The sequence below is a fragment of the Rathayibacter sp. AY1A2 genome (genome assembly GCF_002930935.1).
Classification (GTDB): domain Bacteria; phylum Actinomycetota; class Actinomycetes; order Actinomycetales; family Microbacteriaceae; genus Rathayibacter.
In genome coordinates, this window is the sequence record NZ_PSTP01000005.1 from 19,860 (window position 1) to 33,689 (window position 13,830).

Sequence of the window (13,830 nt, forward strand, 5' to 3'; positions counted from 1 at the left end):
CGTCAAGATGAGGACGGAGAGCGGCGCCGCCCGTCGGCGGACGCTGCAGTCAGCGAAGGAGAGGGCGACGTGTCCGCGGTAGACAGCTTTGGATCGAAAGACACCCTGAAGGTCGGCTCGACCGACTACGAGGTGTTCCGCATCGACCGGGTCCCCGGTCACGAGAAGCTCCCGTTCAGCCTCAAGGTGCTGCTCGAGAACCTCCTCCGCACGGAGGACGGCGCGAACATCACCGCCGACCACATCCGCGCCCTCGGCGAGTGGGTCCCGGAGTCGGAGCCCGACACCGAGATCCAGTTCACGCCGGCCCGCGTGGTCATGCAGGACTTCACCGGCGTGCCCTGCATCGTCGACCTCGCCACGATGCGCGAGGCCGTCGCTGCCCTGGGCGGCGACGCGAACCGGATCAACCCGCTCGCGCCCGCCGAGATGGTGATCGACCACTCCGTCATCGCCGACCTCTTCGGCACCGAGGACGCGCTCGAGCGCAACGTCGAGCTCGAGTACGAGCGCAACGGCGAGCGGTACCAGTTCCTCCGCTGGGGCCAGACCGCATTCGACGACTTCAAGGTCGTCCCGCCCGGAACCGGCATCGTGCACCAGGTCAACATCGAGTACCTGGCCCGCGTCACCATGACCCGCGAGGTGGGCGGTGCGCTGCGCGCCTACCCCGACACCTGCGTCGGCACCGACTCGCACACGACGATGGTCAACGGCCTCGGCGTGCTCGGCTGGGGCGTCGGCGGCATCGAGGCCGAGGCCGCGATGCTCGGCCAGCCCGTCTCGATGCTCATCCCGAAGGTCGTCGGCTTCAAGCTCACCGGCTCGATCCCGACCGGCGTGACCGCGACGGACGTCGTGCTCACCATCACGCAGATGCTGCGCAAGCACGGCGTGGTCGGCAAGTTCGTCGAGTTCTACGGGGCCGGCGTCGCCGCGGTGCCGCTCGCGAACCGCGCCACCATCGGCAACATGAGCCCCGAGTTCGGCTCCACCGCCGCGATGTTCCCCATCGACGACGTGACCCTCGACTACCTGCGCCTCACCGGCCGCAGCGACGAGCAGATCGCCCTCGTCGAGCAGTACTCCAAGCTGCAGAAGCTCTGGCACGACCCCGCGGTCGAGCCGGTCTTCAGCGAGTACCTCGAGCTCGACCTCGGCACCGTCGTCCCCTCGATCGCCGGCCCGAAGCGCCCGCAGGACCGGATCGAGCTCTCGTCCGCCAAGACGCAGTTCGAGTCGGACCTCACCAACTACGCGGACGTCTCGCACGACATCGTCGACCTGACCATCGCGGAGTCGTTCCCCGCCTCCGACCCCGGAGAGCTGCAGCCGCAGGACGAGCACAGCAGCCACGAGCACACCCACCGCTCGCACGCGCCGGCGACCGCCTCCAAGCCGACCACGGTCGAGCTCGGCGAGGGCGGGACCTTCACGATCGATCACGGCGCCGTCGCGATCGCGGCGATCACCTCGTGCACGAACACGTCGAACCCGTCCGTCATGCTCGCGGCCGGCCTGCTGGCCCGCAACGCGGCGCAGAAGGGCCTGAAGGCCAAGCCGTGGGTCAAGACCACGCTGGCGCCCGGATCGAAGGTCGTCACCGACTACTACGAGAAGGCCGGCCTGACCGAGTCGCTCGAGGCTCTCGGCTTCTACACGGTCGGCTACGGCTGCACGACCTGCATCGGCAACTCCGGCCCGCTGCTCGAGGAGATCTCGGCCGCGGTGCAGGACAACGACCTCGCCGTGACCGCCGTGCTCTCGGGCAACCGCAACTTCGAGGGCCGCATCAACCCGGACGTGAAGATGAACTACCTGGCGAGCCCCCCGCTCGTCATCGCCTACGCGCTCGCCGGCTCGATGAACTTCGACTTCGAGGTCGACGCGCTCGGCACCGACTCCGACGGCAACGACGTGTTCCTCAAGGACATCTGGCCCGACGCGGCCGAGGTGCAGGCGACGATCGACTCGTCGATCGACAAGTCGATGTTCGACACGCAGTACGCGGGCGTGTTCGACGGCGACGAGCGCTGGCGCGCGCTGCAGACCCCCGAGGGCTCGATCTTCGAGTGGGACGAGTCGTCGACCTACGTGCGGAAGCCCCCGTACTTCGACGGCATGACGATGGAGACGACCCCGGTCACCGACATCGCCGGTGCCCGCGTGCTCGCCAAGCTCGGCGACTCCGTCACGACCGACCACATCAGCCCCGCCGGCTCGATCAAGGCCGACAGCCCCGCCGGCCGCTACCTCGACGAGCACGGCATCGACCGCAAGGACTACAACTCCTACGGCTCGCGCCGCGGCAACCACGAGGTGATGATCCGCGGCACGTTCGCGAACATCCGCCTGCGCAACCAGCTGCTCGACGGCGTGGAGGGCGGCTACACCCGCGACTTCACTCAGCCGGACGCCCCGCAGTCGTTCATCTACGACGCGTCGCAGAACTACCAGGCCGAGGGAACCCCGCTCGTCATCCTGGGCGGCAAGGAGTACGGCTCCGGCTCGTCGCGCGACTGGGCGGCCAAGGGCACGAGCCTGCTGGGCGTCAAGGCGGTCATCGTCGAGAGCTTCGAGCGGATCCACCGCTCGAACCTCATCGGCATGGGCGTCGTCCCGCTGCAGTTCCCCGCGGGCGAGAGCTGGGAGTCGCTGGGCCTCGACGGCACCGAGTCGATCAGCATCTCGGGCATCGAGGAGCTGAACGAGGGCGTCACCCCCAAGACGGTCCACGTCGTCGCCGAGCCGACCGAGCACTCGGCCGAGGGCAAGCAGACCGTCGAGTTCGACGCGGTCGTCCGCATCGACACCCCCGGTGAGGCGGACTACTACCGCAACGGCGGCATCCTGCAGTACGTGCTGCGCTCGCTCGTCTAGATCAGCCGCAGAGCGTGTGCGCCTTCCCTGCGGGGGAGGCGCACACGCGTTCCCGGGGGCCCCGTGCGTAGACTCGGGAGACGTCCCCACCTCGCTCACGACCCCGGAAGGCGGCGCGCATGGCTGTTCTCGAGACCATCGGCGGTCCTCGCGATCTCGATCGCCTGACCGCGGCCGAGCTCGAGACGCTGGCGCAGGAGATCCGCGACTTCCTCGTGCGCGAGGTCTCGAAGACCGGCGGCCACCTGGGGCCGAATCTCGGCGTCGTCGAGACGACCATCGCGATCCACCGGGTCTTCGACTCGCCGCACGACGCGATCGTGTTCGACACCGGCCACCAGTCCTACGTCCACAAGCTGCTCACCGGTCGCCAGGACTTCTCGAAGCTCCGGCAGCGCGGCGGCCTCGCCGGCTACCCGCAGCGGAGGGAGTCGCCGCACGACATCGTCGAGAGCTCGCACGCCTCCAGCTCGCTGTCCTGGGCGGACGGCATCTCCCGCGCCTTCACGATGACCGGTCAGACCGACCGCCACGTCGTCGCGGTCGTGGGCGACGGCGCCCTCACCGGCGGCATGACCTGGGAGGCGCTGAACAACATCAGCGACGACAACTCCCGCGGGCTCGTCATCGTGGTCAACGACAACGGGCGCTCCTACGCCCCGACCATCGGCGGCATGGCCCGCTTCCTCAACGGCGTCCGCACGCGGCCGACCTACCGCACGATGCACCGCGGCTCCCGGGCCGTCTCGGAGCGGCTGGGCGGCCCCGCCGCCGCCGTCTACCGCGGCGTGCGCGGCGGGCTCCACGGCTTCCTCAGCCGCTTCATCAACAACGAGGCGCTCTACTCCAACCTCGACATCAAGTACCTGGGGCCGATCGACGGACACGACCTGACGGCGATGGAGGAGGCCCTCCAGCAGGCGAAGGACTACGGCCAGCCGGTCATCGTCCACGCGATCACCCAGAAGGGCAAGGGCTTCGGTCCGGCCGTGCACGACCTCGCCGACCAGTTCCACGCCGTCGGGCAGATCGACCCCGAGACGGGCGAGCCGCTGAGCGCGGCCGGGGCCCGCTCGTGGACCTCGGTGTTCGCCGAGGAGATCGTCACCCTGGCCGACGAGGACCCGACGATCGTCGGCATCACGGCCGCCATGCTCCGGCCCGTCGGTCTCGACCGCCTCGCGGAGAAGTACCCGGAGCGCGTCTTCGACGTCGGCATCGCGGAGCAGCACGCCGTGACCTCGGCCGCCGGTCTCGCCTTCGGCGGGCTGCATCCGGTCGTCGCGCTGTACGCCACCTTCGTGAACCGCGCCTTCGACCAGGTCTTGATGGACGTCGCACTGCACCGAGCGGGCGTCACCTTCGTGCTGGACCGCGCCGGAGTCACCGGGCCCGACGGTCCGAGCCACCACGGCATGTGGGATCTGGCGATCCTGCAGGTCGTCCCGAACATCCGCCTCGCCGCTCCGCGCGACTCCGTGCGTCTGCGCGAGGAGCTGCGCGAGGCCGTGGGCGTCACCGACGCGCCGACCGTGGTGCGCTTCTCGAAGGGGAGCGTCGGTGACGAGATCGACGCCGTCGAGCGTCTCGGCGACGGGGTCGACGTGCTCGCCCGCGCCGAGCGCAAGGACGTTCTGCTGGTCACGGTCGGGCCGATGGCCGCGATGGGTCTCGAGGTCGCTGAGCGGCTCGCGGCCCAGGGCATCGGAGCCACCGTCGTGGACCCCCGCTGGGTCGTGCCCGTGCCCACCAGCATCATCGAGCTCGCCCGCGAGCACCGCATCGTCGTCTCGATCGAGGACGGGGTGCGCGTCGGTGGGATCGGCACACGCATCCGCCAGGACCTGCGCGAGGCCGGCGTGGACACCGCGGTGACCGAGCTCGGGCTGCCCGACCAGTTCCTCGACCACGCCAAGCGCGAGGAGATCCTCGAGGACGTCGGGCTCACTCCCCAGCACATCGCCCGCGACGTCGTCGCGCAGGTGCTGGGCAGCAAGATCCCGGTCGCCCGCCCGCTCCCGGACGAGGTCGAGGCCCGGGACGACGCCCGCAGCGACTGATCGTCCGTCGGGACCCGTCCCGCAGGCGACGCGCGGAAGGGGCGCCGGATCCGATCCGGCGCCCCTTCCGCGTCACTGCACTCGGCCTCAGTCGACGCCGCGGATGGCGGGGTGGTGGAACGTGTCCCCGAACGCCCGCTCGCTCGCGCCGACCCGGTCGAGGTAGGGCGTGAGCCCACCCATCTGGAACGGGTAGCCCGCGCCCAGGATCAGGCAGAGGTCGATGTCCTCGGCGGCGTGCACGACGTCGTCGTCCAGCATCCGCTTGACCTCGTCCGCGAGACCCGTCTCGACGCGCAGCCGCAGCTGCTCGGCCGTCATCGGCTCCGTGCCCCCGGCGACGATCGCGACCGCGCGCTTGTCGACGCCCTTCACACGCCCCTTCGCGTCGCGCTCGAAGACGTGGCCGAGCTCGGCGAGGCGGTGCAGGTTGGGGCTGTCGAAGAAGCGGTCGGGGAACGCGGCGTGGTGGGTGTCGAGCACGTGCGCGCCGACCTTGAGGCCCACCAGCTCGAGCAGCTCGAACGGGGTCATCGGCAGGCCGAACGGAGCCAGCGACTGCTCGACGACCTCGAAGGGAGTACCCGTGTCGACCGCGTGCATCGCCTCGCCCAGGACCTTCGCCAGCACGCGGTTCACCACGAAGCCCGGGGTGTCGCGCGTGATGACGGCGTTCTTCTTGAGCTTCGCGGCGGTGACCATCGCCGTCGAGAGGGTCTCGTCGTCGGTGTGCGGTGTCCGGACCACCTCGATCAGCGGCATGACCGCGACCGGGTTGAAGAAGTGGAAGCCGATGAGGCGCTCGGGGTGCTCCAGCCGCTCGCCGATGCGCTCGACGGAGAGGGACGAGGTGTTGGTCGCGAGCACCGCCGTGGGCGAGACGTAGCGCTCGATATCGGCGAAGACCTCCTGCTTCACCGACAGCTCCTCGAAGACCGCCTCGATCACCCAGTCGGCGTCGGCGAAGTCGGAGCGGTCGGTCGTGCCGGTGATCAGCGCGCGGAGGCGGTTCGCGTCGTCGGGGGAGACGCGTCCCTTCGCCAGCAGCGCGTCGATCTCGGCGCGGATGCCCGCGACGCCCTTGTCGACCCGCTCCTGGTCGAGGTCGGTGATGACCACCGGCACCTGGAGGCGGCGGAGGAAGAGCAGCGCGAACTGCGAGGCCATGAGGCCCGCGCCGACCACCCCGACCTTGGTGACGGGCTTGGCCAGCGCCCTGTCGGGCGCTCCCGCGGGACGCTTGGCGCGCTTCTGCACCAGATCGAACGCGTAGATGCTCGCGCGGAACTGGTCGCCCGAGATCAGGTCGGCCAGCGCCTCGTCCTCGGCGGCGAAGCCCTCCTCGCGGGTGGTGTTCTTCGCGGCCTTGAGCAGCTCCAGCGCGCGGTACGGAGACGCCGCGACCGTGCCGATCCGCGACTCCAGCTGCTTGCGCGCGATCGAGATCGCGACGTCCCACTTGACCAGCCGCTCCAGCTTGCCGGGCGCGTTCGGCCGCTCCACCTTCACGGAGCCGCCGATCACACCGTCGGCCCAGCGGAGCGAGTCCTCGAGGAAGGCGGCGGGCGGGAAGATCGCGTCGGCGATGCCGAGGTCGAACACCTCCTGGCCCTTGAGCGTGCGGTTGTTCTTGAGTGGGTTCTCGACGACGACCTTGAGGGCGTTCTCGATGCCGATCAGGTTCGGCAGGAGCCACGCGCCGCCCCAGCCGGGGATGATGCCGAGGAAGACCTCGGGGAGCCCGAGCGCGGGGATGGAGGAGTCGACCGTGCGGTAGTCGGCGTTCAGGCCGATCTCGGTGCCGCCGCCCAGGGCGAGGCCGTTGATGAAGGCGAAGGACGGCACGCCCAGCTCGGCCAGCATCCCCAGCGTGCGGTGGCCCAGGCGCGCCAGCTGGCGGCCGAGCTCACGGCTCGGGATGGCCCCGACCTTGCTGAGGTCGGCTCCCGCGGCGAGGATGAACGGTTTGCCGGTGATGCCGACCGCCTGGATCTCGCCGCGCGAGGCGCGCTCCTTCTGCGCCAGGAGGACGTCCGCCAGCTCGAAGAGCGACGCCGGCCCGAAGGTGTTGGGGCGGGTGTGGTCGCGGTCGTTGTCGAGCGTGATCAGGGCGAGCGTGCGGCCGCTGGGCAGCGGCACGTCGCGGACGTAGGAGTGGGTGACGACCTCGCCCTCGGCGAGGTCCACGAGGTTCTCGAATCCGTCGAGCATGGGTCAGCGTCCCTTCCGTCGTCCGCGCTTGCCGTCGTAGTGCGGGTTCTCCCAGATCACCGTGCCGCCCTGGCCGAGCCCGACGCAGAGGGCCGTCACTCCGAAGCGCACCTCGGGGTGCGACTCGAACTGCCGGGCCAGCTGGATCATCAGCCGGACCCCGGAGGAGGCGAGCGGGTGGCCGATCGCGATCGCTCCGCCGTACTCGTTGACGCGCGGGTCGTCGTCGTCGAGGCCGAAGTGGTCGAGGAAGGAGAGCACCTGCACGGCGAACGCCTCGTTGAGCTCGAAGAGCCCGATGTCCTCGATGCCCAGGCCCGCCTTGCGGAGCGCCTTCTCGGTCGAGGGGACCGGGCCGATGCCCATGATCTCGGGCTCGACGCCGGCGTACGCGAAGCTCACCATCCGCATCTTCGCGGACAGGCCCAGCTCCTGCGCGGCCTCGGCGCTGGCCAGGAGCGACACCGTCGCTCCGTCGTTGAGCCCGGAGGAGTTGCCCGCGGTCACCCGGCCGTGGGGGCGGAACGGGGTCCGCAGGCCCGCGAGGCCCTCGAGGGTCGTCTCGGGGCGCGGTGCCTCATCGGCGGTCGCGAGGCCCCAGCCCGCGGCGCTGCGCGTGGCGACGGGGACGAGGTCCGGCTGGATGCTGCCGGTGGCGTACGCGGCGGCGAGCTTCTGCTGGCTCCGCAGGGCGTAGTGGTCGGCGCGCTCCTTCGTCAGGTGCGGGAAGCGGTCGTGGATCCGCTCCGCCGTGCGGCCCATGTTGAGCGCGTCCTCGCCGACGAGACGCTCGGAGAGGAAGCGCGGGTTGGGGTCGGCGCCGAAGCCCATCGGGTGCCGGCCCATGTGCTCCACGCCGCCGGCGAGGACCACGTCGTAGGCGCCGAACGCGATGCCGCCCGCGGTCGCGGTGACCGAGGTCATCGCTCCGGCGCACATGCGGTCGACGGCGAAGCCGGGCACCGACTTCGGCAGCCCTGCGAGCAGCGCCGCCGTGCGGCCGAGGGTCAGGCCCTGGTCGCCCTGCTGGGTGGTGGCGGCGATCGCCACCTCGTCCACCCGCTCCTTCGGCAGCGCGCCGTTGCGCTCCAGCAGACCGATCATCGCCTTGACGACGAGGTCGTCGGCTCGGGTCTGCCAGTACATGCCCTTCTCGCCGGCACGTCCGAACGGAGTACGGACTCCGTCGACGAACACGACTTCGGATCTCTCGGCCACAATGCCTCCCAGGAACTGACGGTCGCCGTCGATCGTAGGAACCGGCACCGCGCAGCCGGAATCCTTTGCCGCTTCCTACGAAGGGGTTTCGGTGCCCTCGGCCGGCGCTTGGGCCGCTTCGACAAACGCGGTGGCGATCGAGCCCGATGTGGCCTCGACCTGCCAGGCGCGGGCGCCGGCGCGGGTAAGCTCCGCGGCGACCGACTCCGCGGTCAGCGGCTCGGGCGGGTTCCAGGCCACCCGGCGCAGCAGCTCCGGCGTGAGCAGGTTCTCGACCGGGAGCGAGAGCAGCTCCGCGATCTCGGTGACCACGGCGCGTCCCGCCTTCAGGCGCGCGTCGGCGGCCGGGTTGCGATCGCCCCACGCGCGCGGAGGGGGGAGCGTGTCGGCGGCCGGGCGGGTCGGGCTCGGCAGGTCCTCGGTCGTCGTCCCGCGCTCGATCGCGGCCCACCAGCGCTCGACCTCGCCGCGGCTGGCGCGGCCGGTGAAATCGCGGCGGCCCGAGAGCTGGCCGATGCTGGTCGGGATGTTGCGGGCGACCGCGATGATCGAGGAGTCGGGGATCAGGCGGCCGGGAGCGATGTCGCGCTCGCGGGCGAACGCGTCCCGGGCCAGCCAGAGCTCGCGCGCCACGGCGAGGGGGCGCGGGCCGCGGAGCGAGTGCATGCCGGAGAGGCGGCGCCACGGATCCGGCGGGACCGCCTTCGGGGCGCGCGCGAGCGTCGCCTCGAACTCCTCGCGGGCGATGCGCGTCTTCCGCGCGGCGATGAGCATCTCCTCCATGCGGTCGCGGAGGTCCACGAGGAGCTCCACGTCCTTCGCGGCGTAGACGAGCCAGCTCTGGGGGAGGGGGCGGGTCGACCAGTCGGCGGCCGAGTGCTCCTTGGCCAGGTGGATGCCGAGGAGGTCCTCGACGACGGCGCCGAGGCCCACCTTGGGCAGTCCGAGGAGCCGGGCGGCGAGCTCGGTGTCGAAGATCCGCACCGGGTCCAGGCCCACCTCGCGCAGGCAGGCGAGATCCTGGCTGGCGGCGTGGAGGACCCACTCCTCCTGGCCGATGACCGCCTGCAGGGCGTCCATCCGGCCGATGGCGGGGGGATCGAAGAGGAACGCGCCGGCACCGCGCCGGTAGACCTGGATCAGGTACGCGCGCTGCGAGTAGGTGAAGCCGGAGGCGCGCTCGGCGTCGACGGCGACGGGGCCCTCGCCGGCGGCGAGGGCGTCGACCGCGGCGAGGAACTCGTCGGGCGTGGAGAGGACACGGTAATCAGTCACGGTTGTTCCGTCGGAAGGCGAGCGGGGTCACACCGTCGCTCGATACGGGCGGGAGACCCGCGAGCATGCACAACAGCTCCCCCCACCCTTCCACGTGAGCGGCGAGCTGCGCATCATCCGGGCTCCAGGAGGCGCGGATCTCGATCTGCGCACCGTCGCCCTGAGCGGCCAGCTCGCCGAAACCGGTGGAGAGCACCTTGGTGGCCGTGCCGGACGCGGCGGAATAGGAGGCGCCCCGCGCCCCGAGGGCGTCGATGAGCCAGGACCAGGCGACCTCGGCGAGGAACGGATCGGTGCCGATCTCGACCTCGAGCGGGGCCTGGGCGAAGCAGACGACACGGAAGGGGCCGCCCCACTGCTCGGGCTCCTCGGGGTCGTAGAGCAGGATGAAGCGCCCCGTGCCCAGCTCGGAGTCGCGTCCGTGCGCGTGCGGCGCGACGTCGCCCGACAGGGCGAGGGCCCAGGGCGCGAGACCCGACGGCGAGGCGATCTCGGAGACGGTGAGCTCGGCGCGCGTGGCAGCGACGCGGATCGACTCCGTCGCGACCCGGAACTCCTCGGGGAGCTGGGACGACGCTGGGAATTCGGGCACGATCGCAGACTAGGGTTCCGACGCGCCCGGGACGCGGAGGCACGCCGGGTGGGCGGCTCTCAGCGCGTGCGGCTCCAGCGGGCGTAGACGGCCCCGGAATCGTCCGCGGCCAGCAGCGTCAGGGCGTAGGCGTCGTCGACGACGGCCGTGCCCGTCGCGACCGGGAGGCCCGGGAGGACCACGCGCGGCGAGGTGGTGAGGCACAGCTCGTCGACCCGGCCCGAGGCGAGGAACTGGCCCGAGAGCGAGGCGCCGCCCTCGCAGACGACGCGGTGCAGGCCGAGCCCGGCGAGAGCCTCCAGGAGCTCGTCGACGCCGATCCGCTCCGAGGAGGACGGGACCGGGACGACCTCGACGCCGGCGGGGAGCCCCTCCACCGCGCCGCGCGACTCCGGCACCAGCAGCAGGACCCGGGAGCCCTCCTGCAGCTCCAGGCGGTGCCCGGCGAGATCGCCCGAGGCGGAGACGACGGCGAGCGGGACCCGCCGGGGGACGCGGTAGCCCTCGGCGCGGACGCTGGCGGCTCCGACGAGGACGACGTCGGCCTGCTCGCGGACGACTCCGAGGATCGTGCGGTCGACGCGGTTGGTGAGCGTCTCGCTGGTTCCGTCGGAGCCGGTGCTGGAGCCGGTGACGCTCGCGATCATGTTCAGGCGCACGCGCACCGCCTCGTCGGGACGCCAGGCGTCCGCGACCGCCGCTCGCGCGCCCTCCTCGCCGATCACGATCGGCGGACCGGCGGGGACGAGCGGCCGGAGGATCATGCGGCCAGGTGCGCGCGGACCTGCCGCTTGGTGCGGCCGAGCAACGCGGTCATGCCGCGCAGGCGCAAAGGCGAGACCGCCTCCGAGAGGCCGATGGTCTGCGGGAAGTCATCGGGGACGGCGAGCACCTGCTCGGGGGTGAGCCCGGCCAGGCCCTGCGCCAGGATCGACGCGAAGCCGCGCGTCGTGGGCGCCTCGCGGGGAGCCGTGGCGTGCAGGTGCACGATCCCGCCCTCGACGTCGACGACGATGAAGACGGGCGCCTGGCACTCCTCCACGCGCTCGAAGAGGTCCGGGTGGTCGCGGTAGCGCTCGGGCAGGTCGGGGAGCTCGTTCGAGAACTCGAGCAGGAGCTGCAGGCGCTCCGGCTTCTCGAGGGCGAGGAACTCCTCGCGGATGTCGCGCAGAGCGTCGGGGAGCGTGGTGTCGGTCATCCGGTCCAGTGTCTCATCGGGGGAGGGGCGGCGGGCGGTCGCAGCGGAGGCCGGGGCCCGGATCCGGCCCGTCGACGGGCGGATCGGCGCTCCCGGCCTCCGTCGTGACGCGTCAGCGGGCCGCGGGGGCCTCGCCGGGCTCGGCGCCCTGCACGATCGGGACGCGGACGGCGCTGCCCCACTCGGTCCAGGAGCCGTCGTAGTTGCGGACGCCCTCGAAGCCGAGGAGGTGGGTCAGCACGAACCAGGTGTGGGCGGAGCGCTCGCCGATCCGGCAGTAGGCGATGACGGAGTCGCCGTCCTTCAGCCCCGCGCCCTCGCGGTAGATGCCGTTCAGCTCGTCGAGGGGGCGGAAGGTGCCGTCCTCGGCGGCGGCCCTGCCCCAGGGCACGTTCTGCGCGCTCGGGATGTGACCGGCGCGCAGGGCGCCCTCCTCCGGGTAGGCCGGCGCCGTGGTGCGCTGCCCGGTGAACTCCTCCAGGGAGCGGACGTCGATCAGCGGGTTGCCGAAGTGCGCGAGGACGTCGTCCTTGAAGGCGCGGATCTCGGCGTCGCTGCGCTCGACGACGGGGTACTCGGCGGGCTCCGGGGAGGAGGCGTCCGTGGTCGTCGGGCGGCCCTCCGCGAGCCACTTGTCGCGGCCGCCGTCGAGCAGACGGACGTCCTCGTGCCCGAAGAGGGTGAAGACCCAGAGCGCGTAGGCGGCCCACCAGTTGTTCTTGTCGCCGTAGACGACGACGGTGGTGTCGCGGGCGATGCCCTTGCCGCCGACCAGCGCGGCGAACGCGGCACCGTCGATGTAGTCGCGCTGCACCGGGTCGTTGAGGTCGGTGTGCCAGTCGATCTTGACGGAGCCGGGGATGTGGCCGGTCTCGTAGAGCAGGACGTCCTCGTCGGACTCGACGACGACGAGACCGGGAGTGCCGAGGCGCTGCTCGAGCCAGTCGGCGCTGACGAGCCGTTCGGGGTGCGCGTAGGAGGCGAACTTCGGCGACGGATCGGTTTCGACGGACAAGGAGGACCTCCAGGATGGTGCGCGGAGCGCGGGCGTGATTCCACGGCGGGCTACGCTGGAGCCCGCCCTTCAGCGACAGTACGCGTCCGCGGACGACGCCGCACGGAGGGCGCCGTAAGAGTTCGACACAGAACCGCGGCGGCTCCGTGCCCGGTGCGGCCGCCGCCACTGAGCGCACGGACCCCGCCGTGCGCAGGATGCGAGACGCGAGTGAGCCCCGACGACGTCCGATCGACGAGCAGCCTGACCGCCCGCTCGCCCCAGATCAGCGGGCACGAGATCGCGACGACGCTGGTGCCCCCGCGCCAGTTCGAGGGCGCCACCTTCGAGAGCTACCGTCCCGACCCGGAGTACCCCTCGCAGGCCGACGCGGTGGAGGCTCTCCGCGCGTTCGCCGCCGGCGGCGGATCCAAGGGAGGCGGAGGCGGCTTCCTGGGCTTCGGCCGGAAGAAGGCCCCCGCGGTCAAGCCGGGCGTGTACCTCGACGGCGGCTTCGGCGTCGGCAAGACCCACCTGCTCGCGGCGATCTGGCACGCGGTGCCGGGCCGCACCTACTTCGGGACGTTCATCGAGTACACCGCACTCGTCGGCGCGCTCGGCTACGCGGCGACCGTCTCGCTCCTCAAGGGCTCGGCGCTGCTGTGCATCGACGAGTTCGAGCTGGACGACCCGGGCGACACGATGCTGATGACGCGGCTCCTCGGCGAGCTGGTCGCCTCCGGGACCCGCATCGCCGCGACCTCGAACACCCCGCCCAACGCGCTGGGCGAGGGGCGCTTCGCCGCAGCGGACTTCCTCCGCGAGATCCAGTCGATGGCCGCCCACTTCGAGACGATGCGGATCGACGGCACCGACTACCGGCGCCGCGACATCGAGGGCCACGCCGTGGTGCGCACCGACGAGGAGATCGACGCTCTCGTCGCGGCCGCCCCCGCCGGCTCCGTCGTCACCGACGACCCGTTCGCGGACGCCGTGCACCACCTGGGCACCGTGCACCCCTCCCGCTACATCAAGGTGATCGACGGCGTCGACACCATCGTGCTCCGGGGCGTCACCGCTCTGACCGACCAGACCGACGCCCTGCGCCTCGTGGCCTTCATCGACCGGGTCTACGACGCGCAGATCCCGGTCCTCGCCTCCGGGACGCCCCTCGACGAGGTCTTCGGCGGCGACATGCTGAGCGGCGGCTACCGCAAGAAGTACCTGCGCTCGATGTCGCGGCTCATCGCGCTCACCTCGATGGCGCCCCGCTCCTAGGGGCGGATCCGCTCTCCTCCCGGCGTTCCCGGGGTCGTCGTCGTGCCGTCCGCCAGCGCGCCGTAACGCGCTTTTTACACAGGGGCCTCGGCCGTAACCTCCGCGAAACGCGGTGCCTCACGGG

10 protein-coding genes are annotated in these 13,830 nt (G+C 71.6%); 3 read left to right on the forward strand and 7 right to left on the reverse strand.

Features of this window, described 5'->3' with window-relative positions; translation table 11 throughout:
• The first annotated feature begins 69 nt into the window (after window positions 1-69).
• Both acnA and dxs read left to right on the forward strand, forming a co-directional pair.
• Complete coding sequence (gene acnA / locus C5B93_RS06615; RefSeq protein ID WP_104267882.1) at window positions 70-2,880, forward strand: aconitate hydratase AcnA; 2,811 nt, start codon at window positions 70-72, stop codon at window positions 2,878-2,880.
• A gap of 119 nt (window positions 2,881-2,999) precedes the next feature.
• Window positions 3,000-4,940 (forward strand): 1-deoxy-D-xylulose-5-phosphate synthase, encoded by a 1,941-nt coding sequence (gene dxs, locus C5B93_RS06620; protein WP_104268674.1) that lies wholly within the window; start codon window positions 3,000-3,002, stop codon window positions 4,938-4,940.
• A gap of 87 nt (window positions 4,941-5,027) precedes the next feature.
• Here the strand turns inward: dxs and C5B93_RS06625 are convergent, their stop codons facing one another.
• From C5B93_RS06625 to C5B93_RS06655, 7 genes are all read right to left on the reverse strand, one after another.
• Entirely contained in the window at window positions 5,028-7,151 is a 2,124-nt protein-coding gene (locus tag C5B93_RS06625; protein WP_104292074.1) for a 3-hydroxyacyl-CoA dehydrogenase NAD-binding domain-containing protein, read from the reverse strand.
• A gap of 3 nt (window positions 7,152-7,154) precedes the next feature.
• Entirely contained in the window at window positions 7,155-8,369 is a 1,215-nt protein-coding gene (locus C5B93_RS06630) for a thiolase family protein (protein ID WP_104292075.1), read from the reverse strand.
• A 75-nt stretch (window positions 8,370-8,444) separates the two neighbouring features.
• Entirely contained in the window at window positions 8,445-9,644 is a 1,200-nt protein-coding gene (locus tag C5B93_RS06635; RefSeq protein WP_104222092.1) for a ribonuclease D, read from the reverse strand.
• Entirely contained in the window at window positions 9,637-10,236 is a 600-nt protein-coding gene (locus tag C5B93_RS06640; protein WP_104257525.1) for a DUF3000 domain-containing protein, read from the reverse strand. The genes C5B93_RS06635 and C5B93_RS06640 overlap by 8 nt, the downstream gene beginning before the upstream one ends.
• A gap of 59 nt (window positions 10,237-10,295) precedes the next feature.
• Window positions 10,296-11,000, reverse strand: a complete 705-nt coding sequence (locus tag C5B93_RS06645) for a dihydrofolate reductase family protein (RefSeq protein ID WP_104222088.1) — start codon at window positions 10,998-11,000, stop codon at window positions 10,296-10,298.
• A complete protein-coding gene (locus C5B93_RS06650) occupies window positions 10,997-11,434 on the reverse strand; it encodes a SufE family protein (RefSeq protein ID WP_104222086.1) in 438 nt (145 codons plus the stop codon). Before C5B93_RS06650 ends, C5B93_RS06645 begins: the two co-directional genes overlap by 4 nt.
• A 112-nt stretch (window positions 11,435-11,546) precedes the next feature.
• On the reverse strand, window positions 11,547-12,449 hold the full coding sequence (locus tag C5B93_RS06655) for a sulfurtransferase (RefSeq protein ID WP_104292076.1): 903 nt from the start codon (window positions 12,447-12,449) through the stop codon (window positions 11,547-11,549).
• 210 nt (window positions 12,450-12,659) lie between these two features.
• Between C5B93_RS06655 and zapE the strand changes: the two genes are divergently transcribed.
• Window positions 12,660-13,706, forward strand: coding sequence for a cell division protein ZapE (gene zapE, locus C5B93_RS06660; RefSeq protein ID WP_104292077.1), 1,047 nt, complete (start codon window positions 12,660-12,662; stop codon window positions 13,704-13,706).
• Window positions 13,707-13,830: the final 124 nt, after the last annotated feature.